This is a genomic window from Cellulomonas sp. URHB0016, assembly GCF_054057935.1.
In genome coordinates, this window is record NZ_JBSRZU010000001.1 from 816,995 (window position 1) to 838,765 (window position 21,771).

Sequence of the window (21,771 nt, forward strand, 5' to 3'; positions counted from 1 at the left end):
AGGGGACGGTGGTCACGACCAACGACCGAGCCTCTGGGCGAGGACCGCGAGGGCGACAGGGCCCGCCGTGGACGTCCGCAGCACGTGCGGGCCGAGCCGCACGGCGTGGGCACCGGCGCCCGTGAGCCGCGCCAGCTCCGCGTCGCCGATGCCGCCCTCGGGGCCGACCACCACGAGGCACTCCACGCCGGGCCCGCCGGGCAGACCGACGTCGGCGATGGGCACCACGGCCTCCTCGTGCAGCACGAGCGCGACCCCGCCGGCCGCGACGGTCGCCCGGACCCGGTCGGCGAGCGCACCGGTGTCGACGGCGGTCGCCACGTCCGGCACGCGCGCCCGCCGGGCCTGCTTCGCCGCCGCACGGACCGTCCCGAGCCACCGTGCCCGGCTCTTCGCCGCCCGGTCGCCACGCCAGACGACGATCGACCGCTCGGCCTGCCACGGCACCACCGCGTCCGCGCCGACCTCCGTCGCGGCCTCGATCGCGAGCTCGTCGCGGTCGCCCTTCGCGAGCGCCTGCACGAGCACCAGCGCGACGTCCGGGACCGGCTCGACGACCACGTCGAGGACGTCGAGCAGCACCCCGTCCGGGCCGACCAAGGCGACGGCACCGGCGAGCCGGACACCTGCGCCGTCCACCACGTCGACACGCTCGCCGGGACCGCGGCGCTGCACCACGCCCGCGTGCCGTCCCTCGGTGCCGCCGAGCAGGTACGTGCTGCCCGTCACCACCGCGCCGAGCGTGCCGGGCTCCGTGAGGAAGACCGGTGCGCTCACCCTCAGCGCCCGGCGAGCTTGTCGCGCAGCTTGGAGAACACGCCGGAGCTGGCGGTCGCCAGGCGCGACTCGGGACGCTCCTCGCCGCGCAGGACGGCGAGCCGGCGCAGCAGCTCGGTCTGCTCGTCGTCGAGCGTCGTCGGCACCTGCACGTCGACGTGCACGTGCAGGTCTCCCCGGCCGGCGGCGTGCAGGTGCCCCACGCCGAGCCCCTTGATCGTCACGACCTGAGCGGGCTGGGTGCCGGGACGCAGGTCCACCTCACGCTCGCCGTCGAGGGTGTCGAGCTTGAGCAGCGTGCCGAGCGCGGCGGCGGTCATCGGCACCTGGACGGTGGCGTGCAGGTCGTCCCCGCGTCGCACGAACGTGTCGTGCTTGCGCTCACGGACCTCGAGGTACACGTCACCCGCGGGGCCACCGGCCGGGCCGACCTCGCCCTGGGCCGTCAGCTTGATCCGGGTGCCGGTGTCGACACCCGCGGGCACGTCGACGCTGAGCGTCCGGCGCGACCGGACCCGACCCTCGCCGGAGCACTCCGGGCACGGCTCGGGGATGACGGTGCCGAACCCGTGGCAGGCGGCGCACGGCTGCGTCGTCATCACCTGCCCGAGGAACGATCGCGCCACCCGCTGAACCGACCCGCGGCCGTGGCACACCTCGCACGTCAGCGGGGCCGTGCCCGGCCGGCAGCAGGACCCGCCGCAGGTGGGGCACAGGACGGCCGTGTCGACGGGGACGTCCCGGTGCACGCCGAAGGTGACCTCGGCGAGGTCCAGGTCGAGGCGGACCAGCGCGTCCTGACCACGGCGGGCCCGCGGGATCGGCCCACGCTGGGCGCTCGCCCCGGACGCGGCGCCGAAGAACGTCTCGAAGATGTCCTGGAAGCCGAAGCCGCCGCCCATGCCGCCCCCGGGCGATGCCGGGTCGGCACCCATGTCGTAGGCGCGCCGCTTCTCGGGGTTGCCGAGCACGTCGTACGCGCGGGACACGTCCTTGAAACGGTCCTCGGAGGCCACGTCCTCGCCCGCCACGTCCGGGTGGTGCTCCCGGGCGAGCTTGCGGTACGCCTTCTTGATCTGCTCCGGCGTCGCGTCGCGCGGGACCCCGAGGATCTCGTAGTAGTCGGTCACGTGAGACTGTGCTCGCTTCCTGTGCTCAGGCGTGCGTGGACGAGGCAGCGGGGAGGCACGGCACCTACCCCGCCAGGATCCGGGTCATGTACCGGGCGACCGCTCGCACGGCCGACATGGTGCCCGGGTAGTCCATGCGCAGCGGCCCGATCGACCCGACGCGGGCCACCGAGGTCCCGGTCTCGTCGCCGTAGCCGCTGGTGATGAAGCTCGTCTCGAGCAGGCCCTCGTGCTGCGTCTCGCGGCCGATCCGCACGGCCACGGTCGCGTTGTCCTCGGCCATCTCCGAGAGCAGACGCAGCAGCACCACCTGCTCCTCGAGCGCCTCCAGGACCGGCCCGATGCTGCCCGCGAAGTCGATCGCGCCTCCCCGGGCGAGGTGCGAGGCGCCGGCCAGCACCACGCGCTCCTCGCTCTCCTGCGCGAGCGTCTCCTCGACCACGCCGACCACGGCCTGGACGAGCACGGCGTCCTGAGGACCGAACGCGTCGGCGAGCTCGGCGAGCGCCACCGGCAGCTCGGAGAGCCGGCGGCCGGCGGCGCTGACGTTCAGGCGGGCCCGCAGCTGGCTGACGACCACCTCGTCGAGGTCGGCGCCGAGCTCGAGGGTGCGCTGCTCCACGCGACCCGTGTCCGTGATGAGCACGACGAGCAGGTGGCGCGCACCGACCGGCACCAGCTCCACGTGCCGCAGCGCGGAACGGCGCAGCGAGGGGTACTGGACCACGGCGACCTGCTGTGTGAGCTGCGCGATGAGGCGCACCGCCCGGTCGACCACGTCGTCGAGGTCCTGCGCCTCCTCGAGGAACGCCCCGATCGCGCGCCGCTCGGGGACGGACATGGGCTTGACGGTCGAGAGGCGGTCCACGAACAGGCGGTACCCCTTGTCCGTCGGCACCCGGCCCGCCGACGTGTGCGGCTGCGCGATGTACCCGGACTCCTCGAGCGCGGCCATGTCGTTGCGGATGGTGGCCGGCGAGACACCGAGCGAGTGCCGCTCCACGAGGGCTCGGGAGCCGACGGGCTCGCGGGTCGCGACGTAGTCCTCGACGATCGCCCGCAGCACATCCAGCCGACGGTCCTCGCTCATCTCGCCTCCCTCATGCCTCGCACTGTCCCGCACCGTCCAGCGCTGCCTCGCGCTCTCTCGCTCAGGGCGGCCGGAGTAGCACTCCCCCGACACGAGTGCCAATCCTACGCCGGGCACGGGGCGAGCCCGGGCTCCGGCGGCCCCGGCACTCTAGAGTGCCCGCGTGACCCAGGACCGCTACGGCTCGGACGTGCTCGGGGGCTCCGGCTCCACCCACCACCGCCCCGCGCGCACCTCGCGCCCACAGCCGGCCGATCCCGGCCTGGTGGTCGAGGAGGTCACCACCGGGTGGGTCGGCGCCGTCGTGCGGGTGGAGAAGTCCGGCGGCATGCACGTCGTGGTCCTCGAGGACCGGCGGGGCCGCACGCGCACGTTCCCGCTCGGCCCGGGCTTCTGGCTCGACGGCGAACCGGTGGCGCTGGTCGCCCCCGGGCGGAGCACGGCACCCGCGCGTCCGACCAGGACCGCGTCCGGCTCGGTCGCCGTGCACGACGCGAGGGCCCGCGTGGCCCGGGGCAGCCGGATCTGGGTGGAGGGCCGCCACGACGCCGAGCTCGTGGAGAAGGTGTGGGGCGACGACCTGCGCGTCGAGGGCGTCGTCGTCGAGCTGCTCGACGGCGTGGACAACCTCCCGGACGCGATCCGCGAGTTCTCCCCAGGTGCCGGACGTCGTGTCGGCGTGCTCGTCGACCACCTCGTGGCGGGGTCCAAGGAGAGCCGGATCGCCGCGGAGGCCGTCAAGGCGGCCCCGGCGGGCAGCGTGCTCGTCCTGGGCCACCCGTACGTCGACGTGTGGCAGGCGGTCCGCCCCGAGCGGATCGGCCTGGCGGCCTGGCCGACCATCGAGCGCGGCACCGAGTGGAAGCACGGCATCCTGCGGGAGCTCGGCTGGCCCGCGAACGACCAGGCGGACGTCGCGCACGCCTGGAAGCGGATCCTCGGCACGGTCCGCAGCTACGCCGACCTCGAACCGAGCCTGCTCGGCCGTGTGGAGGAGCTCATCGACTTCGTGACCACATGACGCGGCGGCCGGCCGGGTCCGCCCCGGCGGCCGCCGCATCCGTGCGTCACGGGGCGATCGGCTCGCCCAGCAGACGCCGGTAGAAATACACGCTGGCGAGCAGCACCACCGGAATCGCGACGAACGACCCCACGACGCACGCGACGAAGCCCGCGAGCACGAGCAGACCCGCCACCAGCACGAACAGCACCGTGCTCCCGGGGTTGGCGCGGATCAGGTCGACGCTCGCCCGGATCGCCTCGACGGGCTGCAGCCGCTTGTCGACGACGAAGAACAGCGTGAAGTACAGGAAGAAGTTCACGACGACCGACACGAGGAATCCGATGCCCGGGATCCAGCTCACGAACCCGACGACCAGGTTCACGCCCGCGAGCACGAGGGCCGTCAGGAGCACGGGACCGAGGTCGGCGAAGTCGAAGAAGTCGCGGAACCCGATCTCCCGCCCGTAGGTCACGCGCAGCGCCGCCCGGAGGAACACGGCCTGGACCACGAAGGCCAACAACGACCACAGGGTCGAGACCAGGATCCACGGGAAGGAGAACCGGCCCATGCCCATCCCTGTACGCGTGCCGAACACCTCGCCCGGACCTCCGAAGACCAGCAGGACGAGGGAGCCCACCAGGGAGGCACCGACGATCCACACCAGGCCCGCGCCGATGAACGTGCCGCCGTGCCGCGTGAACTTGTTCCACCCGTACGAGAGCGACTCCCCCAGCGGCGTCGCGGCGTTCGGCGGGTAGCCACCGCCGGGCGGCGGGTACTGGCCCGGCCCTGCCGGGTACGGCCCCGGAGGAGGCGGCGGGTACTGGCCCGCCCCCGCCGGCGGATACTGGCCGGCACCTGCCGGCGGATACTGGCCGGCACCTGCCGGCGGATACTGGCCGGCACCTGCCGGCGGATACTGGCTCGCCCCCGGTGACGGGTACTGGCCCGCGCCGGCCGGCGGGTGCTGGCCGGCTCCCGGTGACGGGGACTGGCCCGCGCCCGCCGGCGGGTACTGGCCCGCGCTGGCCGGCGGGTACTGGCCCGCTCCCGGCGGGTACTGGCCCGCTGCGGGCTGCCCGTACCCGGGTGCCGGCGGACCGTAGGCAGCGGGAGGCGGCGGGTACGCGCCTACCCCGGGCGGCGGGTACGCGCCCACCCCCGGCGGCGGGTAGACGGGCGGCGCCGGGGAGGCCGGCGCTGCCGGCATCTCGGGCTCAGACGGCGGCGCTCCCGGCGGCACGGGACCGACGACCTCGGGCTCCTGTGGGGCAGGCGGGTGGACGGGCGGAACGGGGGTGGCCGGGTCGGCCTCGTCGTCGCGGGGCGGCGTGCCGCCAGGGTTCTCGGTCATGCGTCTCCTTCGAGGCCATGCCTGGGCCGTGCGCGGATGGTGCCTGGTCGAGCCCGGTCGTGCCTGGTCGTGCCGAGGGTGCAAGCTCGTGCTCTGGCTGGTCCTGCCTGGAGGGTCCTCCGCCTGAGCGAACCGAAGCCACGTGGACGTGTCAAGGAACCCGGCCGTCCGGACATCTCGGGCAGGCCGCTGCACACGGACGGGTGACGCACGATCCGGACCGTTCGGCAGCGGGGGCGGTGAACCGTCGGTAGGCTCCCAGGCCGCGGGCCACGGCGGCCCCGACGCATACCGAGGAGTCACCCGATGTCGAACGAGTACCCGCCGGCCAGCCGTCCCTCGGCTCCCACGGACGAGCGCACGTGGGCGACGGTGGCCCACCTGGGCGGGATCCTCGCGTACTTCTGGGTCGGCTGGGTCGCCGCCCTGGTCGTGTGGCTGGTGCACCGCGAGCGGGGCGGGGTCGCCGCCGAGCAGGCGCGGACCGCCCTGAACTTCCAGATCACCGTGCTCGTCGGCCTCGTCGTGTGCCGCATCCTCCAGGAGATCCCGGGCATCGGCGTCATCGGCTGGATCGGGTTCCTCGCGCTCGCGATCATCAGCCTCGTCGTGTCGATCCTCGCGGCCCTCGCGGTCCAGCGCGGCGGTGCCTACCGCTACCCGTTCTCGCTCGAGCTCGTCCGCTGACCTCGCGCTCGGGCCCGCAGGGCGGGCCCGCACCGGAGGTCAGGCCGCGAGCGTCCGCACCACGGCGTCGGCCAGGAGCCGGCCGCGCCGGGTGAGCACGACGCGCCGGCGGCCGTCGGCGGTGCTGCCCAGCGCGGCCGGACCGTCGACGAGCCCGTCGGCCACCAGACCCGCCACCGAGGTCCGCGCGGGACCGGGCAGCTCGTCCAACGGCATCCCCTCGGCGAGTCGCACGCCCAGCATCAGGCGTTCGAGCTCGGCGGAGTCCCCGTCCACGACCTCCCGGCCCGCAGCCGGGCTGAGCCCTCGCGCGAGCCGGTCCGCGTACGCCCGCGGGTGCTTCACGTTCCACCACCGCACGCCGCCGACGTGGCTGTGGGCCCCGGGCCCGACACCCCACCAGTCGTCCCCACGCCAGTAGGCCAGGTTGTGCCGGCACTCGTCGTCGGGGCTCCGGGCCCAGTTGCTGACCTCGTACCAGCGAAGACCGTCGGCGACCAGCAGCTCGTCCGCGAGCTCGTACTTGGCGGCCTGGTCGTCCTGGTCGGGCAGCGCCAGCTCACCTCGGCGGACCTGCACGGCCATCCGCGTACCCGCCTCCACGACCAGCGCGTACGCCGACACATGGTCGACGCCGGTCGCGAGGGCGGTCTCGACGGAGGTCCGCCAGTCGTCGAGGGACTCCCCCGGTGTGCCGTAGATGAGGTCCAGCGACACGGCGAGGCCGGCGTCGCGGGCCCAGCGGACCACGTCCGGAATGCGCCGTGGGTCATGGGTCCGGTCGAGGGTCGCGAGCACGTGCGGCACCGCTGACTGCATACCGAACGAGACACGTGTGAACCCGGCGTCCGCGAGCGCCGCCAGCGACCGGGGGGTCACCGAGTCCGGGTTGGCCTCGGTGGTCACCTCGACGTCGTCGGCCAGGCCCCAGGCGTCGCGCACACCGCCCAGCATCCGGCCGAGGTCCGGGACCGCGAGGACCGTGGGCGTCCCGCCCCCGACGAACACGGTGCGCACGGGCCGCCGCGGCAGGTCTGCGAGCACACCGGCGGCGAGCTCGATCTCACGCAGCGCCGTGTCGGCGTACGCGGCCTGGCTCGCGCCACCGCCCAGCTCCGTCGCGGTGTAGGTGTTGAAGTCGCAGTAGCCGCACCGCACGGTGCAGAACGGCACGTGCAGGTACACGCCGAACGCGCGGTCGTGCGCCCCGTGCGCCGCCGAGGCCGGCAGGCGCCCGTCGTCCGGAGCGACGTCGCCCTCCGGAAGGGCCGGGCTCACTTCTTCTTCGCGTCCTTGCCGCCGGCCGATCCCGCGGGCTCGCTCGAGAGCGCGGCGATGAAGGCCTCCTGCGGAACGTCGACCCGGCCGATCGTCTTCATGCGCTTCTTGCCCTCCTTCTGCTTCTCGAGGAGCTTGCGCTTGCGGGTGATGTCGCCGCCGTAGCACTTGGCGAGGACGTCCTTCCGGATGGCCCGGATGGTCTCGCGCGCGATCACGCGGGCACCGATCGCCGCCTGGATGGGCACCTCGAACTGCTGTCGGGGAATCAGGTCCTTGAGCTTGGCGGTCATCATGACGCCGTACGCGTAGGCCTTGTCCTTGTGCACGATCGCGCTGAACGCGTCGACCGTCTCGCCCTGCAGCAGGATGTCGACCTTGACGAGGTCGGCCACCTGGTCGCCGATGCGCTCGTAGTCGAGGCTCGCGTACCCGCGGGTCTTGGACTTCAGCTGGTCGAAGAAGTCGAAGACGATCTCCGCCATGGGCAGCAGGTAGCGCAGCTCGACCCGGTCCTCGGACAGGTAGTCCATGCCCTGCAGGTCGCCACGCTTGGTCTGCGAGAGCTCCATGATGGCGCCGATGAACTCGCTCGGCGCCAGGATCGTCGCCTTGACCACGGGCTCGCGGACCTCGCCGATCTTCCCGGACGGGAACTCGCTCGGGTTCGTGACGGTGACCACGCTCTTGTCCTCGAGCGTGACCTCGTAGACCACGTTCGGGGCGGTCGAGATGAGTGCGAGGTCGAACTCGCGCTCCAGGCGCTCGCGGATGATCTCGAGGTGCAGCAGGCCGAGGAACCCCACCCGGAACCCGAAGCCGAGCGCCACCGACGTCTCGGGCTCGTAGTTGAGCGCGGCGTCGTTGAGCTTCAGCTTGTCCAGGGCGTCGCGCAGGATCGGGTAGTCGGTGCCGTCGATCGGGTACAGGCCCGAGAACACCATCGGCTTGGGGTCGGAGTACCCGCCCAGCGCCGCCGCGGCCGGCTTGCTCGCGTTGGTGACGGTGTCGCCGACCTTCGACTGGCGCACGTCCTTCACGCCGGTGATGAGGTAGCCGACCTCCCCCACACCGAGGCCCTTCGTGGGCACGGGTTCCGGTGAGATGACGCCGATCTCGAGCAGCTCGTGCGTCGCGCGCGTCGACATCATGACGATCTTCTCGCGCGGGTTGAGGTTGCCGTCGACGACCCGGACGTACGTGACGACACCGCGGTACGTGTCGTACACGGAGTCGAAGATCATGGCGCGGGCCGGGGCGTTCGCGTCGCCCGTGGGCGGCGGGACCAGCTCGACGATCCGGTCCAGCAGCGCCTCGACGCCCTCACCCGTCTTGCCGGACACCCGCAGGCAGTCCTCCGGGTCGCCGCCGATGAGCTTGGCGAGCTCCTCGGCATACTTCTCCGGCTGTGCGGCCGGGAGGTCGATCTTGTTCAGCACGGGGATGATCGTGAGGTCGTTCTCGAGCGCCAGGTACAGGTTGGCGAGCGTCTGCGCCTCGATGCCCTGTGCCGCGTCGACCAGAAGCACGGCACCCTCGCACGCGGCGAGCGACCGGGACACCTCGTAGGTGAAGTCGACGTGCCCGGGAGTGTCGATCATGTTCAGCGCGTAGGCCTCCTCGCCCACGCCCCAGGGCATGCGCACCGCCTGCGACTTGATCGTGATGCCGCGCTCCCGCTCGATGTCCATGCGGTCGAGGTACTGCGCGCGCATGGCCCGGGCGTCCACGACACCGGTGAGCTGCAGCATGCGGTCGGCCAGCGTCGACTTGCCGTGGTCGATGTGCGCGATGATGCAGAAGTTGCGCAGCAGCTCGGGCGTCGTGGCAGCGGGACGGATGCGCGACGCGACGGCTGCACTCGGGATCGGGGACAAGCGGACTGCTCCTGGGCGTCGGAGTCGGGAGCACGACGTGGCGGCTTCCCGACGAACGGTGACCGAGGACAGCCTGTCGGCTGCCGGTGGTCGATCCCATCATGGTCCCATGACGACGAGCCGGACCGATCCGCCCGCCGCCCATCTCGACCTCCTCGGCACGCTCGCCCGCCTTCAGGACACGTTCCTGACGACGATCCCGGGCGTCGACCCCGCGACCCGCGTGCCGTGGTGCGGGCGTTGGCGCGTCGAGGACCTGGTCGTCCACCTCGCGCGGATCCACCACTGGGCCGCCGCACAGGCCGGTCGCCGGCCCGAGACACCGCTCGGCCGCGGCCCGTTCGACCTCACCGACCTCTACGCGTCGTGCGCCGCCGAGCTCCGCGCCACCCTGGCCGCGCTCGGACCGGACGCCCGTTCGTGGACGCTCGTCGGGGACGGCCCGGCGTCCTTCTGGCACCGCCGGCAGACCCACGAGACGCTCGTGCACCTCTGGGACCTGTGCACGGCCGGCGGTCTGGTCCTCACGGTCGAGCCGGCGGTCTGGGCCGACACCGTCGACGAGGTCGTCACGGTCCTCGCGCCGCGCCAGGTGCGCATGGGCCGCATGGAGCCCTTGCCCGTCCCGGTCCAGCTGCACGCCACGGACGCGGGCCGGAGCTGGCTCCTCGGTGGTGCTCCCGAGGCCCGCGGACCGGTTGCGGCCCCCGTGTCCGTGGACGGGACGGCGCAGGACCTCGCCCTCCTCCTGTGGGGTCGCCGCGCGCCCGACGACGACGGCGCCCGGGTCACCGGTGACCGCGCGGTGCTCGCCGACGCGCTCGCACGGCCGCTCACCCCGTGACCGGCGACGCTCGTCACGCCTCGCGCGTGATTTTCACCTGCACCTCGGCGTCCTGCGTGCCCGCGCCCGCATAGATGCCGCGCAGCGGCGGCACGTCGTCGTACGACCGGCCCCGGGCCAGCACCACGTGGTGGTCACCGGCGATCGCCCGGTTGGTCGGGTCGTAGGCGAACCACTCGCCCACCCACCACTCCACCCAGGCGTGCGAGTCGCCGAGGACCGTGGTGCCCAGCTCCGCGGCGGAGTCGGGGTGCAGGTACCCGGAGACGTACCGCGCCGGGATGCCGATGGCGCGCAGCGCGCCGGTGACGAGGTGCGCGATGTCCTGGCACACGCCCGCCCGGGTTCCCCACGCCTCGGCCGCCGGCGTGTGGACGGTCGTGACGCCGGGGATGTACTCCATCTCGTCGCGCAGCGCAGCGCACACGGCCAGGGCGGCGTCCGCCGGGTCGAGCTCGCCTGCCACGCGACGCGCGAGGGCGACCACGTCGTCGGGCGGCTCCGTCGTCGGCGTGTCGGAGAGGAACTCGGCGAGCCGGTCGCGCAGCTCCGCACCCCGGAGCGTGTCCCATGTGGCCGGCGTCCGGACCGGTCCCCGCTCGGCCACCTCCACCAGGTGCTCCGCGGTGATGACCATCGAGTCGTGCGGGGTCAGCACCTCGAACGCCGTCACGACGGTGCCCCAGTAGTCGCGGTACTCGTGCCACCACGTGTGGGGCTGCACGTCGAGCGTCGACTCCATGACCGTCTGGCCCTGCTGGGACAACGGGGTCATCCGCGCCTCGTTGTACGACGCCAGCACCGCCCCGGCGTACCGGAACGTCGAGGTGTGCACCACCCGCAGCCTGCTCACAGCGATCCCCTCACAGTGCTTCCCCGACCCATTTCGTCGCCGACCCGGACGGGAAGTACCGACCACGGATCGCGTTGGACGCCGACGAGCACGCCCGCTGCACCTGCTCCATCGCCTTCGGCAGGTCGCCGAGCACCTCGTCCAGCGGGCGGTACTCCAGGCTGGTGCGGACGAAGCCGATGTGCCGGCGCGCGTCGTCCACGAAGGACCGATCCGTCACCGGCTCCAGCAGGGACAGGCACGTCTCGGCCTGGTTGAGCGCGAACACGATGGACCGCGGGAACAACCGGTCCAGCAGCAGGAATCCGGCTGCCCGCTCGTCGGACGCGGTGCCCCGGTACGTCCGCAGGAACGCCTCGTGCGCGCCGCAGGACCGCAGCAACGTGGTCCAGCTCGGCCCGGCGGAACCCGCCAGGGCGCGCGTGGTCAGCAGCCGGGCGGTCATGTCCGCGCGCTCGATGGACCGGCCGAGCACCATGAACTGCCACGTGTCGTCGCGGGACGTGGCGGAGTCCATGATCCCGGCGACGATCGCGGCTCGCTCCCGCACCCAGGTGAAGTAGTCGTGCGGACGGGCCGGTCGCAGGTGGGAGGGCAGCTGGTTCCAGGTCGTGTTGAGGCACTCCCACAGCTCGGTCGAGATGATCTCCCGCGCACGGCGGGCGTTCTCCCGGGCGGACACGAGCGACCCCGCGATCGACGACGGTGCGAACCGGTCGTACGCGAGCATGTCGAGCACGTACTCGCGGCCCACCTCGATCTGCACGGGCGGGGCCGGTCGGTCCATGACGGACAACAGCGACCGGCACGCGAGGTCCTCCTCCGCCCAGGGGTCCTCCAGAAGGATCTGCACGTGCACGTCGAGCAGCCGCGCCGTGTCGTCGGCCCGCTCCACGTACCGTCCGATCCAGAACAGCGACTCGGCGATGCGGCTCAGCACGGGCGGCCCCCGTTCTCGCGGACACGGGCCTGCTGCTGCTGCATGACCTGCGCTCGGACGTCGTTCGGGTTGGAGTCGATGGGCACCGCTGCGTCGAGCGGTACCGGGTGCGGCAGGTCCGACGGCCTGGTCGCACGGCGCGGGACTGCACCACCGAGCACCCAGGTGTCCTTCGACCCGCCACCCTGCGACGAGTTCACGACGAGCTGCCCCTCCGGCAGCGCCACCCGCGTCAGGCCGCCGGGGAGCACCCACACCGAGTCGCCGTCGTTTACCGCGAACGGCCGCAGGTCCGTGTGCCGGGGCCGCAGACCGTCCTCGACGAGGGTCGGCACCGTCGAGAGCTGGACGACCGGCTGCGCGATCCACCCGCGGGGGTCGTCGATCAGCCGGGTCCGCAGCTCGGCGAGCTCGACGCGCGACGCGGCCGGTCCCACGACGAGGCCCTTGCCGCCCGACCCGTCGACGGGCTTCACGACGAGCTCGTCGATGCGATCCAGGACCTCCTCGAGTGCACCGGGGTCCTCGAGCCGCCACGTGTCGACGTTCGGCAGGATCGGCTCCTCACCGAGGTAGTACCGCACGAGGTCCGGCACGTAGGTGTAGACGAGCTTGTCGTCGGCGACGCCGTTCCCCACCGCGTTCGCGATGGTGACGGTGCCGTTGCGCGCACAGCTCAGTAGCCCGGGGCTGCCCAGCAGGGAGTCGGACTTGAACGCGACCGGGTCGAGGTAGTCGTCGTCCACGCGGCGGTAGATCACGTCGACGCGGCGCCGGCCCTGGGTGGTCCGCATCCACACCCGCCCGCTCGCGCAGAACAGGTCGCGCCCTTCGACGAGCTCGACGCCCATGGAGCGCGCCAGCAGCGAGTGCTCGAAGTAGGCGGAGTTGAACACGCCGGGCGTGAGGACCACGACGGTGGGCTCGTCCACCCCGGACGGTGCCGCGGCGGTCAACGCGTCGAGCAGCCGGCGGGGGTAGTCGGACACCGGGCGGATCCGCAGTGCGGCGAACACCTCCGGGAACGTCTGGGCCATCGCCCGACGGTTGGACAGGACGTAGCTGACGCCGCTCGGCACGCGCACGTTGTCCTCGAGCACCCGCCAGTCCCCGTTGCCGTCCCGAACCAGGTCGATGCCGGAGACGTGCACCCGCACGCCGTTCGGCGGCTGGATCCCTCGGGCGGCGCGGTGGAAGTGGGTCGACGACACGATCAACGACCGCGGCACGACGCCGTCCGCGACGGCCCGTTGGGGTCCGTACACGTCGGCGAGGAACGCCTCCAGCGCGCGGACCCGCTGCGCGACGCCGGGGGCCATGTGCTCCCACTCGTCGCCCGCGATGACCCGGGGCACGACGTCCAGGGGGAACGGCCGCTCCTCGCCCGCGAAGTCGAACGTCACGCCCTGCGCCATGTAGGAGCGCGCCAGGGTGTCCGCACGCGCGCGCAGCTCGCCGGCCGACAGCTGGGCGAGCGCCTCGTGCACGCGCTGGTATGCCGCTCTCGGTTCGCCGCCCGGCGCGATCATCTCGTCCCAGGCCGGCCCCGCCGGGTAGTCGTCGAACAGGTCCGCCATGCCGCGACCCTAGACCTGGCGTGTCAACGCTGCGTTACATCCGGGCACCGCTCGCCGAGCGCCCCGGTACGGTCGATGCCGTGACCAGGACCAGCCGCCTGACCAGCCGCCTGACCGCCGCCGTCCGTCGCCTCGTCGGCGCGGACCGACCCAGCCGTCGCACGTCCCGGACGGCACCGGCTGCCGGCCCGAAGGTCCGGCGGGACGCGGGGCCGACGCTCGCCCCCGCACCTCGTGCGCTGCCCGACCACCGCGGTCCGGTCCGCACCGAGTACGCACCGTCACCGAACGGCGCGCCCGACCCCGGCGAGGTGGTCTGGACGTGGGTGCCGTTCGAGGACGACCCGACGCAGGGCAAGGACCGCCCCGTCCTGGTCGTCGGCCGGGACCGCGGCGTGCTGCTCGCCCTCATGCTCACGAGCAAGGACCACAGCCGTGACGCTGCGGACGAGCAACGGTGGGGCCGGCGGTGGCTGGACCTGGGTCCGGGCGCGTGGGACCGGCAGGGCCGGCCGAGCGAGGTCCGGCTCGACCGCGTGCTCCGGATCGACCCCGGCTCGGTGCGCCGAGAGGGTGCGGTGCTGGACCGTGCACTGTTCGACCAGGTCGCGCGCGAGCTCCGTTGAGCGGCGGCCGGCGCCCAGGTCCGGGACCTGTGGACCCGCCTGCGTGGGCCCCGCAGATGTCGCGGAGATCGGCGAGACGCACGAGAGACGGTGAGAGGTCGGGCCCGAGTGCGGGTCTCGCAGCCGCCTCGACGGCTGGTAGCATGGAGATTCGCGTGTCCGCCCGGGTCGGCGGGCACAAGCCCAGTTCCTCTCCGCGGGTATCCCCACGCCCTAGTCCCGGAGCTGTGCGCGCCCTCTAGACCTGTCAGATCGCTTCGGCGAACGCACAAGAGAGTCCACACGTGGCCAACATCAAGTCCCAGATCAAGCGCATCACCACCAACGAGAAGGCGCGCCTGCGTAACAAGGCCGTCAAGTCGGAGCTCAAGACGCACATCCGTCGCGTCCGCGAGTCCGTCGCCGGTGGTGACAAGGAGGCGGCCCAGGCCGCGCTCGTGACTGCGTCGCGCAAGCTCGACAAGGCCGTCTCGAAGGGTGTCATCCACTCGAACCAGGCCGCCAACAAGAAGTCGGCGCTGGCGAAGTCGGTCCAGGCCATCTGAGCCACCGCCCACGGGCACGTCCAGTCCAGCGGGTCACGCCCCGCCTGAGACGACAGTGAAGGCGTCACCCCCCCTGCGGGGTGACGCCTTCACTGTCGTCCAGCCCGGTCAGGTCAGCGACCAGGTCTCCCAGCTGCTGAGCGGGACCGACGGCCGGAAGCCTGCCTCGCGCAGCGCCCTGTCATAGGCCTGCGCGCCGGCAGCGGCGTCGCCCTGACGGACGAAGCGGTCGCCGAGGTCACGCCAGGCCGCCGCGGACTGGCGTGACGCGGACATCATGCCGAGCATGTCGGCAGCCCACTGGTAGGCACGCGTCGCTCCCACGCTGTCGCCCTGCGCCTGGCGCACGTCGCCGAGCGACAGCTGGGCGACCGCGGTCTCCAGCCGGGGCGGCTCGCCGAGCCGCTCGAGCGCGGAGCTCACGAACGCGTCGGCCGCGCTGAGGTCACCCAGCAGGAGATGCGCACGCGACCGCTCGACGTCGAGCCGCGCGAGGTCGAGCTCGGACCCGAGGAGCGCCAGATCGGGCGCGGCACGCTCGATCTGGTCGAGCGCCTCACGGGGCTCGGCCGGGTCGGACCGCAGGAGGAGCCACGCGTAGTTCAGGCGGAGCCGCGGCAGGTCACGGTCCGGCTCGCCCCCCTCAGCCAGGAGCGCCAGTGCCCGCTCCGTGTAGCGCTGTGCCAGCACGTAGTCACGCCGTTGCTCCGCCACCAGGGCGGCATTCCAGTAGACGCTGCCCCGACCGCGTGGCGTGCCGAGCGACTCGGCGAGCCGGATGAGCTCGGCCGCGCGGTGCGTCGCGTAGAGAAGATCACCGCGCTCGACGTAGGACCACAGCACCGTCGACGCGAGACGCAGGTGCTCGTCGACGCCGGCCAGCTCTGCCTGCTCGAGCTCGGCCAGCACCCGCTCCCCCACCTCGACGCTGCGGTGGAGGTCACCGGCATCCATGTAGGAGCCCACGAGCGCCGTCGCGAGACTGGCGGACTCGAGGTGGCTGCCGCGCTCGCGGGCGTCCGCCAGCAGGGGCTCGAGGATCGCGACGGCCTCCTCCAGCTCGCCGACGGACTCGTGCGCCCGGGCCATGGAGGTCAGAGCGACCACGCGGAGGGCCGGTGTGATGACGTCGAGGTCGAGGCTCTGGAGCCGACGCAGCGCCGCTGCCGCGTCACCCTGGGACATGTCGAGACGCGCATAGTCGATCTCGAGCCGCGTCCGCGCCTCGTTCGGACCGTCCTCGCCGTGGCGCAGGTACTCGAGCGTCGTACCGAGCCGGCCCGCCAGCACCGCCAGTGCGGCGTCGGTCGGCTCCCGGTGCCCCGCCTCGATGAGAGAGATGTAGCTCGGGGAGAAGGCCGACCCCGCGAGGGCGGTCTGGGAGAGTCCTGCAGCGAGCCGGGCCTCGCGCACCCGGTCAGCAATGGTCGTCATGTCAAGTCATTGTATGTGTGACGACCATTCTGTCCACCACCGGCGCCGATCGAGCCCGATCTCACAGCGACGGCCTCGCCTGACCTGCGCAGACGGATCGTTCCCGGGGCGACGCCGGCTCCGTCGCCGCGCCCCGGGTACGACCCGTCCCGCGTCAGGTCACTCCATGAGCTGGCGGCAGCACCCTGATGCGCCGCCGGTCTGCGTGGTGGCGCCGTCCGCGAGCGCCGCCCCGCCGCCGAGGCCGAGGAAGATGAGGAACGCGAAGGTAGCAGCGGTGTTCTTGAGAGGACGGGACATGGGCGAGGCTCCTGTCATGCTGGGCACGTTGAAGGTCATGTACATGATGACGCCCGCACTGCCAGGTTGTCTCTGGAATCGAGCGCCGTCACCCGCTAGAGGAGATGGTGACACCTCTGCAGGGTTGTCGAGATCATCCTGCGCGAATCGCTCGAAATCCACCCGCGATCCGCCGGTTCACAACGCCGAAGTTGTGGTGTCATAGTTCCCATGACACCGGACGAGGCCGACGGGCGACTCGCGCGACTGGCTGCAGCCGTCGAGGATGCGATCCCGAGCGCTCTCCGCCAGGAGTGGGACCGCCACGTCGCGCACGAGCCCGTCCTGGTGGCGAGGCAGGGCATCTTCTCCTCCCATGGGCGCGCCTTCGCCTACCAGCTCTCCTTCCGGTCGCCGGACCTGTTGACCGTGTCGGCGGGGACCTGGAGCGCCCACCAGCACGAACGCGCGACGGCGCACGTGCTCGGCGCGACCTTCGGACGGGCCGACCTGGAGCATGTCGCCCACGGCAGGCTGCTGTTCGTCCGGTGCCCACGTGCGTACCTGGTGGGGGAGCTGCCCATCCCGCGACGGCCCGACAGGCTCGTCATCGAGGTCACGGACATGTGCGTCGACACCGCGGTTCTCGCCGGTGTCCGACGGCTGCGTGAGGAGGGCTTCCGGATCGCGGTGCCGTCGTTCGTGAGCACGGCCGACCAGCGCCGGCTCCTCCCGCACGCGGACTTCGTGAAGATCGACGTCCGCGACCTCGACGTCGAGGGGCACCCTGTCGTCGACCTGGCACGGTCGTACGGAGCGCTGCTCGTGGCCGAGTACGTCGAGAACCCGGAGACGCTGCGCCACGCCCGGAGCCTCGGTTTCACCCTGTTCCAGGGGAACCTGCTCGAGCGTGCCGGCGTTCTGGATCGCGCCGGCGCCCGCCGCGTGAGCCTCTGACCTGCCGATCCACGGCCTCCTCCCTCGGTTCGTCGCATCGGGCAACCAATTTCGACGAAGTCGCGTCATGATCTGTCTCTCCGCGCCTCTCATCCGATGTGACTGCCTCACTTGCCGGTCCGCGGACGCCCGCACGGTTGCCGGTCGCCCGTCAGCCGATCTGGACCACGGCCAGCCAGCTGCACGGCTACGAGTACCTGTACCGCTCCCGGCAGGGGCGTCCGGCACACGTGGACCTGTGGTCGGCCTCCGACCAGGACCTCGCCACGGCGTCGGTGCTCGAGACGCTGTACGACGCCGGTGAGCCGCCCGGCGAGGCCCGGGCGTTCGTCAACGTCACCCGCTCCTTCCTCGTGCAGGACCGACCGCTGCCGGCTGCCCACGACCGGCTCGTGCTCGAGGTCGTGGAGTCGGTCGTGGTCGACGACGACGTGCTGGCAGGCCTGGCAGCCCTGCGCGCCGTCGGCCACCTCATCGCGATCGACGACTTCGAGGCGACCGCCGGGCAGCAGCGGATGCTGCCCTACGCCGACTACGTGAAGCTCGACTGCCGGGCCGTCGAGAGCCAGGGGAACGCGCTCGTGGACCTCGCGCGCAGCCGCGGCGGCCGTCTCGTCGCCGAGCGGGTGTCCACCGCGGAACGACTCACGGCGTGCACAAGCCTCGGCTTCGACCTGTTCCAGGGTGACATCCTCGGGCCTGCAGTCACACTCCCCCTGTGACTCAGCGTCCTGCCGCCGCGGCGACGCGCAGCACCGCCCGCTCCACGGCGAACTGAGGGTCGCGGCCCTCCCCCTTGACCTCGGCGTCCGCCTGGGCGACGGCTGCGAAGGCGCTCGCGAGCCCCTCGGGCGTCCACCGCCGGAGGTCGGCCACGGCCCTGTCGGTCTGCCATGGGGCCAGACCCAGGTCGCGCAGGGCCCCGGCGCCTCGGCCGCGGACCGCGGCAACCTTCGCCAAGGTGCGCAGCTTCAGTGCCAGCGCCGCGACGATCGGGACAGGATCCACGCCGGTCGCGAGGGCGTGCCGTAGCAGTGCCACGGCCTGGCCGGACTGCCCGGCCACCGCCGCATCAGCGACGCGGAAGCCGCTCGCCTCGATGCGTCCCCCGTAGTACCGCTCGACGACGTCGGGACCCACGAGCCCGGACGTGTCGGCGACGAGCTGGGAGCACGCCGACGCCAGCTCACGCAGGTCGCTGCCCACCGCGTCGACGAGCGCCCGGACGGCCTGGGCGTCGGCCCGACGGCCTGCGCGTCGGAACTCGGCCAGCACGAACGCGGACTTGTCGGCGTCGGACTTCACGACGTCGCAGGCGACGACGGGGGCGCCGGACGCCCGGACCGCGTCGAGGAGCTTCTTGCCGCGCTGACCACCGCCGTGGCGCAGCACCAGGACGACGTCCGACGGCGGCGCGTCGAGGTACGAGAGTGCGTCGGCGAGCAGGTCGTCGCCGGCGCGCTCCAGGCCGTCGACGACGACCACACGGTCCTCGGCGAACAACGAAGGGCTGGTGACGACCCCGAGCATCCCGGTGCTGTACTCGGCCGCGTCCAGACGGGTGACCTCGACGGCCGGGTCCGCCGCACGCGCCAACCCGACGAGCCGATCGACCGCCCTGTCCGCGAGCAGACCCTCCGACCCGCTGACCAGGACGACAGGAGCGAGGGCGACCTCCTCCCACGAGAGCCCGCCCGACGGGCGTGCGGCACGGGACGAGGCTCGGCGAGCGGCTGGTGGCACACTCCCAGCCTGCCAGACGTCACCGACACCACCCGTCCGGCACAGTCCGGCACGCCACCGCTCAACCGTCGTCGGGCAGCGCTCGGCGGGCACCGCGGACCGTGGCGGGCGCACGGAGCAGGAGCCGGACGACGCAGAGCCCGCTCGTCGCGAGCAGCGCGATGCCGATCGGGCCGCCCGCCCACGAGAGCTGGGCGAGGGGCGCACCTGCGGCGAGCCGCGCGACCTCGCCGATCCACCAGCATGCCGCCCCGGCGCACCACGCGAGCACCTGCGCACCCGCCGGCCACACCTGGTCCATGACGCCGGCCGCCAGTCCCAGGACGGTCGCGGGCCCGACGGCCGGCGCCACGAGCAGGTTGGCCGGGACGGCGAGCGGTGCGACGGTCGGTGTCGCGAGCAGGACGAGCGGCGCACAGACGGCCTGCGCGGCGACGGGCATCGCGAGCGCCGTGGCCAGAGGCCGGCCGACGCGCCCCGACCATCGTTCCGCGAGCGGTCCGCCGACGAGGACGAGGCCGGCGGTCGCGACGACCGAGAGGGCGAAGCCGAGGTCCGCTCCCAGCCACGGGTCCACGACGAGCAGCAGGATGACGGTGAGCGCCAGCGCAGCCGGGGCCCGGGACGGGCGCCCGACCACCAGCCCGAGCGCCCCGACCGACCCCATGAGCGCGGCTCTGAGCACGCTCGCGGCCGGGTGGACCAGCACCACGAGAGCGAGCGTCGACGCGACGACCGACACGGCCCGCGCTCGCCGGGGGATCCCCAGCGCCGCACCCCCCGAGAGCACGAGAGCCGCCACGAGCGAGAAGTGCGCCCCGGAGACCGCCGTGACGTGGGTGAGCCCCGCGGAGCGCATCGCAGCGACCAGGTCCTCGGGGACGTGCGTGGTGTCGCCGACCGTCACACCGGGCAGGAGTGATCCGGCGTCGCCCGGCAGCCCCGACGCGAGGTCGACGACGTGCGCCCGCACCGGAGCAGCGATGGCGTGCCACGGGGCCGCCGATGCCACGACGACGGGGTCCTCCGTGGTCAGCACGAGCGCCTCGTCCCGCCCGCCCGTCGCCGGAGCGAGCTTCCCGTGGACCTCGACACGAGCGCCGAACGGCACGGCCGACCAGGACGGCGGGCCGAGGACGACGACCGGGCCTGCCGCCGCGCCGGTGCGGCCGGCACCCTCGACGTGCCGCGCGGACAGCGTCACCCGGACCCGCATCGGCGCGCCCGGCCACGCCGGCGGGACCACCCGCGGGTCGCCGTCGACGACCCCGACGACCACCGCGCCGGTACCCGCGGCGGCCAGGTCGGGCAGCAGACCGGCCGAGCGACAGCCGACCTGTGCGGCGCCGGCGGCGAGGAGCGCCGCGACGGCGACGGCCACCAGCGCGGCGGTCGCCGCGAGCGAATCGGCAGCTGGGTACGTGGCAGCCCTCGAACGACGGCTGCCCGTGGGGCCACGTGTCCCGTGGCCCGGACACCGTCCAGCGGCCGCCCGGGCCGCGACCAGAGCGGCCAGCACGAGCACGGCAGCCAGTGTCCACGACACCCGGGCAGGCATCCGGGTGACCGCGAACGACCCGATCCACACGCCGAGGGCCGCGGGTACGAGCCGGAGGTCGACGGTCACCGTCGGCACGCTCGAGGTGCGGTCAGCGGTCCTGGTCATGTCGACACCAGGGCGCGGAGGCGTTCGAGCAGCGTGGGACCGATGCCCGGGACGTCGCCGAGCTCGTCGACCGTCGCGAACGGCCGCTCGTCGCGGTGCTCGACGATCCGCTGGGCGAGCACGGGACCGATGCCGGGCAGGTCGTCGAGGGCGGCAGCGTCGGCGGTGTTGACGTCCACCAGACCCGCCGGGGCGCCCGGGGCGCCCGGGGCCGATGGTGCCGAGACCGGGCCGCTCTCGCCCGGCCGCAGGACCAGGACCTGCTCGCCGTCCACAAGGACGCGCGCGAGGTTGAGTGAGGTGAGGTCGGCGTCCGCCGTGGCGCCTCCCGCCGAGGCGAGCGCGTCCACCACACGGGAGCCCACCGGCAGGCGGACGACACCCGGGCTCATGACCGCACCCGCGACATGGACCACGACCTGGGCGGAGGGCACGACCGACGCCCCCGACCCGTCCGTCGGACCGGGCACCGGCCCGACGGAGGCTCCCGCTGCCTGCGGGTCCACCCGGACGGCAGACCTGCCGTCAGGAGCCGGCGTCGGCAGTGCGACCGGTGCCCCCGGCGCCACCGTCGCCGCTCGCAGGGCCACCGCGCCCGCCACGACCAGCAGGACGATTCCGGCCGCGCCCGCCAGCCGCCACGGCACGGCCCACCGGACACGGCGACGGACCACATGCGGTGTCCGGTCGAGCGGGTGGCCGTGGGAGCGGGAGTACCCGGCACGCGCCGTCCCCCACGCCCGCTCGGTACGGGTGGTCCGCCCACCCTCGACGACGGGCTGGTCGAACGCCGGTGTCGGGTCCCGGTCGGGGCCTGCGGTTGCGAGCGGTCCTGGCGTCGCCGGTGGAAGCGGGTCGGACGCCTTGGTCACGGCGGTCGGGCCCTCTGCCGTGATCCCGTCCAGGGCGGCCTCCTGCAACGGCTCGCTGTCGGGACGGTGGCTCGGCCGCGGGTCCGAGGCGGTCCGGGGAGACCTTTCCGGCAGGGGCGTCCACCCGACCCGAGCCGAAGCAGGGCCTGCGGCGCTGAGCATGCCGAGGCGTCGGAGGGTGTCGGACGGCGTCCGGTCGCGTCTGGCCACGCCGTGACGCTAGGTGCCCGCCACGGCCG

21 protein-coding genes are annotated in these 21,771 nt (G+C 73.2%); 7 read left to right on the forward strand and 14 right to left on the reverse strand.

Annotated features, from left to right (window positions below):
• Positions 1–12: 12 nt before the first annotated feature.
• The 3 genes from ACVW07_RS03905 to hrcA all read right to left on the reverse strand — a co-directional run bounded on the left by ACVW07_RS03905 (position 13) and on the right by hrcA (position 2,997).
• Complete coding sequence (locus ACVW07_RS03905; protein ID WP_456817968.1) at positions 13–777, reverse strand: 16S rRNA (uracil(1498)-N(3))-methyltransferase; 765 nt, start codon at positions 775–777, stop codon at positions 13–15.
• Between the two features lie 2 nt (positions 778–779).
• Entirely contained in the window at positions 780–1,907 is a 1,128-nt protein-coding gene (gene dnaJ, locus ACVW07_RS03910; protein WP_456817969.1) for a molecular chaperone DnaJ, read from the reverse strand.
• A 64-nt stretch (positions 1,908–1,971) separates the two neighbouring features.
• Entirely contained in the window at positions 1,972–2,997 is a 1,026-nt protein-coding gene (gene hrcA / locus ACVW07_RS03915) for a heat-inducible transcriptional repressor HrcA (protein ID WP_456817970.1), read from the reverse strand.
• 163 nt (positions 2,998–3,160) lie between these two features.
• Here hrcA and ACVW07_RS03920 point away from each other — a divergent pair, with 163 nt between their 5' ends.
• Positions 3,161–4,018, forward strand: coding sequence for a DUF3097 domain-containing protein (locus ACVW07_RS03920; protein ID WP_456817971.1), 858 nt, complete (start codon positions 3,161–3,163; stop codon positions 4,016–4,018).
• 46 nt (positions 4,019–4,064) lie between these two features.
• Here the strand turns inward: ACVW07_RS03920 and ACVW07_RS03925 are convergent, their stop codons facing one another.
• Positions 4,065–5,354, reverse strand: a complete 1,290-nt coding sequence (locus ACVW07_RS03925) for a hypothetical protein (protein WP_456817972.1) — start codon at positions 5,352–5,354, stop codon at positions 4,065–4,067.
• 306 nt (positions 5,355–5,660) lie between these two features.
• Between ACVW07_RS03925 and ACVW07_RS03930 the strand changes: the two genes are divergently transcribed.
• Complete coding sequence (locus ACVW07_RS03930) at positions 5,661–6,041, forward strand: DUF4870 domain-containing protein (protein WP_456817973.1); 381 nt, start codon at positions 5,661–5,663, stop codon at positions 6,039–6,041.
• Positions 6,042–6,080: 39 nt separating this feature from the next.
• Here the strand turns inward: ACVW07_RS03930 and hemW are convergent, their stop codons facing one another.
• Both hemW and lepA read right to left on the reverse strand, forming a co-directional pair.
• Positions 6,081–7,319, reverse strand: a complete 1,239-nt coding sequence (gene hemW / locus ACVW07_RS03935) for a radical SAM family heme chaperone HemW (RefSeq protein WP_456817974.1) — start codon at positions 7,317–7,319, stop codon at positions 6,081–6,083.
• Positions 7,316–9,196, reverse strand: coding sequence for a translation elongation factor 4 (lepA, locus tag ACVW07_RS03940; RefSeq protein WP_456817975.1), 1,881 nt, complete (start codon positions 9,194–9,196; stop codon positions 7,316–7,318). Before lepA ends, hemW begins: the two co-directional genes overlap by 4 nt.
• Positions 9,197–9,305: 109 nt before the next feature.
• Here lepA and ACVW07_RS03945 point away from each other — a divergent pair, with 109 nt between their 5' ends.
• Complete coding sequence (locus ACVW07_RS03945) at positions 9,306–10,040, forward strand: maleylpyruvate isomerase family mycothiol-dependent enzyme (RefSeq protein WP_456817976.1); 735 nt, start codon at positions 9,306–9,308, stop codon at positions 10,038–10,040.
• Positions 10,041–10,053: 13 nt separating this feature from the next.
• Here ACVW07_RS03945 and ACVW07_RS03950 read toward each other — a convergent pair whose 3' ends face one another.
• The 3 genes from ACVW07_RS03950 to ACVW07_RS03960 are packed head-to-tail and all read right to left on the reverse strand — an operon-like array spanning position 10,054 to position 13,410.
• Positions 10,054–10,893, reverse strand: a complete 840-nt coding sequence (locus tag ACVW07_RS03950; RefSeq protein ID WP_456817977.1) for a transglutaminase family protein — start codon at positions 10,891–10,893, stop codon at positions 10,054–10,056.
• Between the two features lie 10 nt (positions 10,894–10,903).
• Positions 10,904–11,833 carry an alpha-E domain-containing protein gene (locus ACVW07_RS03955; RefSeq protein WP_456817978.1) on the reverse strand — a complete coding sequence of 310 codons (930 nt, stop codon included), beginning with the start codon at positions 11,831–11,833 and terminating at the stop codon, positions 10,904–10,906.
• Entirely contained in the window at positions 11,827–13,410 is a 1,584-nt protein-coding gene (locus ACVW07_RS03960; protein ID WP_456817979.1) for a circularly permuted type 2 ATP-grasp protein, read from the reverse strand. Before ACVW07_RS03960 ends, ACVW07_RS03955 begins: the two co-directional genes overlap by 7 nt.
• A gap of 80 nt (positions 13,411–13,490) precedes the next feature.
• On the opposite strand from ACVW07_RS03960, the gene ACVW07_RS03965 reads away from it, so the two are divergent.
• Positions 13,491–14,036 (forward strand): type II toxin-antitoxin system PemK/MazF family toxin, encoded by a 546-nt coding sequence (locus ACVW07_RS03965; protein ID WP_456817980.1) that lies wholly within the window; start codon positions 13,491–13,493, stop codon positions 14,034–14,036.
• Between the two features lie 284 nt (positions 14,037–14,320).
• Positions 14,321–14,581, forward strand: a complete 261-nt coding sequence (rpsT, locus tag ACVW07_RS03970) for a 30S ribosomal protein S20 (RefSeq protein ID WP_456817981.1) — start codon at positions 14,321–14,323, stop codon at positions 14,579–14,581.
• 108 nt (positions 14,582–14,689) lie between these two features.
• Here the strand turns inward: rpsT and ACVW07_RS03975 are convergent, their stop codons facing one another.
• Both ACVW07_RS03975 and ACVW07_RS03980 read right to left on the reverse strand, forming a co-directional pair.
• Entirely contained in the window at positions 14,690–16,015 is a 1,326-nt protein-coding gene (locus ACVW07_RS03975; protein WP_456817982.1) for a helix-turn-helix domain-containing protein, read from the reverse strand.
• 159 nt (positions 16,016–16,174) lie between these two features.
• Positions 16,175–16,315: a hypothetical protein gene (locus ACVW07_RS03980; protein ID WP_456817983.1), complete on the reverse strand. Its 141-nt coding sequence runs from the start codon at positions 16,313–16,315 to the stop codon at positions 16,175–16,177.
• 210 nt (positions 16,316–16,525) lie between these two features.
• Between ACVW07_RS03980 and ACVW07_RS03985 the strand changes: the two genes are divergently transcribed.
• Positions 16,526–17,251 carry an EAL domain-containing protein gene (locus ACVW07_RS03985; protein WP_456817984.1) on the forward strand — a complete coding sequence of 242 codons (726 nt, stop codon included), beginning with the start codon at positions 16,526–16,528 and terminating at the stop codon, positions 17,249–17,251.
• Between the two features lie 98 nt (positions 17,252–17,349).
• Complete coding sequence (locus ACVW07_RS03990) at positions 17,350–17,973, forward strand: EAL domain-containing protein (RefSeq protein ID WP_456817985.1); 624 nt, start codon at positions 17,350–17,352, stop codon at positions 17,971–17,973.
• A 1-nt stretch (position 17,974) separates the two neighbouring features.
• On the opposite strand, the gene holA is transcribed toward ACVW07_RS03990, so the two are convergent.
• From holA to ACVW07_RS04005, 3 genes are all read right to left on the reverse strand, one after another.
• Entirely contained in the window at positions 17,975–18,994 is a 1,020-nt protein-coding gene (holA, locus tag ACVW07_RS03995) for a DNA polymerase III subunit delta (RefSeq protein ID WP_456817986.1), read from the reverse strand.
• Between the two features lie 61 nt (positions 18,995–19,055).
• Complete coding sequence (locus tag ACVW07_RS04000) at positions 19,056–20,660, reverse strand: ComEC/Rec2 family competence protein (RefSeq protein WP_456817987.1); 1,605 nt, start codon at positions 20,658–20,660, stop codon at positions 19,056–19,058.
• The gene (locus ACVW07_RS04005) at positions 20,657–21,580 is read right to left on the reverse strand and encodes a helix-hairpin-helix domain-containing protein (protein ID WP_456817988.1); all 924 of its coding nucleotides are present in this window, start codon (positions 21,578–21,580) and stop codon (positions 20,657–20,659) included. Before ACVW07_RS04005 ends, ACVW07_RS04000 begins: the two co-directional genes overlap by 4 nt.
• Positions 21,581–21,771 lie beyond the last annotated feature (191 nt).

Coding starts and splice junctions, on each gene's coding strand:
- ACVW07_RS03960 (WP_456817979.1), bottom strand. CDS start 13,410: ATGGCGGACCTGTTCGACGACTACCCGGCGGGGCCGGCCTGGGACGAG.
- ACVW07_RS03945 (WP_456817976.1), top strand. CDS start 9,306: ATGACGACGAGCCGGACCGATCCGCCCGCCGCCCATCTCGACCTCCTC.
- ACVW07_RS04000 (WP_456817987.1), bottom strand. CDS start 20,660: ATGACCAGGACCGCTGACCGCACCTCGAGCGTGCCGACGGTGACCGTC.
- ACVW07_RS03985 (WP_456817984.1), top strand. CDS start 16,526: ATGACACCGGACGAGGCCGACGGGCGACTCGCGCGACTGGCTGCAGCC.
- ACVW07_RS03975 (WP_456817982.1), bottom strand. CDS start 16,015: ATGACGACCATTGCTGACCGGGTGCGCGAGGCCCGGCTCGCTGCAGGA.
- ACVW07_RS03980 (WP_456817983.1), bottom strand. CDS start 16,315: ATGTCCCGTCCTCTCAAGAACACCGCTGCTACCTTCGCGTTCCTCATC.
- ACVW07_RS03930 (WP_456817973.1), top strand. CDS start 5,661: ATGTCGAACGAGTACCCGCCGGCCAGCCGTCCCTCGGCTCCCACGGAC.
- hrcA (WP_456817970.1), bottom strand. CDS start 2,997: ATGAGCGAGGACCGTCGGCTGGATGTGCTGCGGGCGATCGTCGAGGAC.
- ACVW07_RS03925 (WP_456817972.1), bottom strand. CDS start 5,354: ATGACCGAGAACCCTGGCGGCACGCCGCCCCGCGACGACGAGGCCGAC.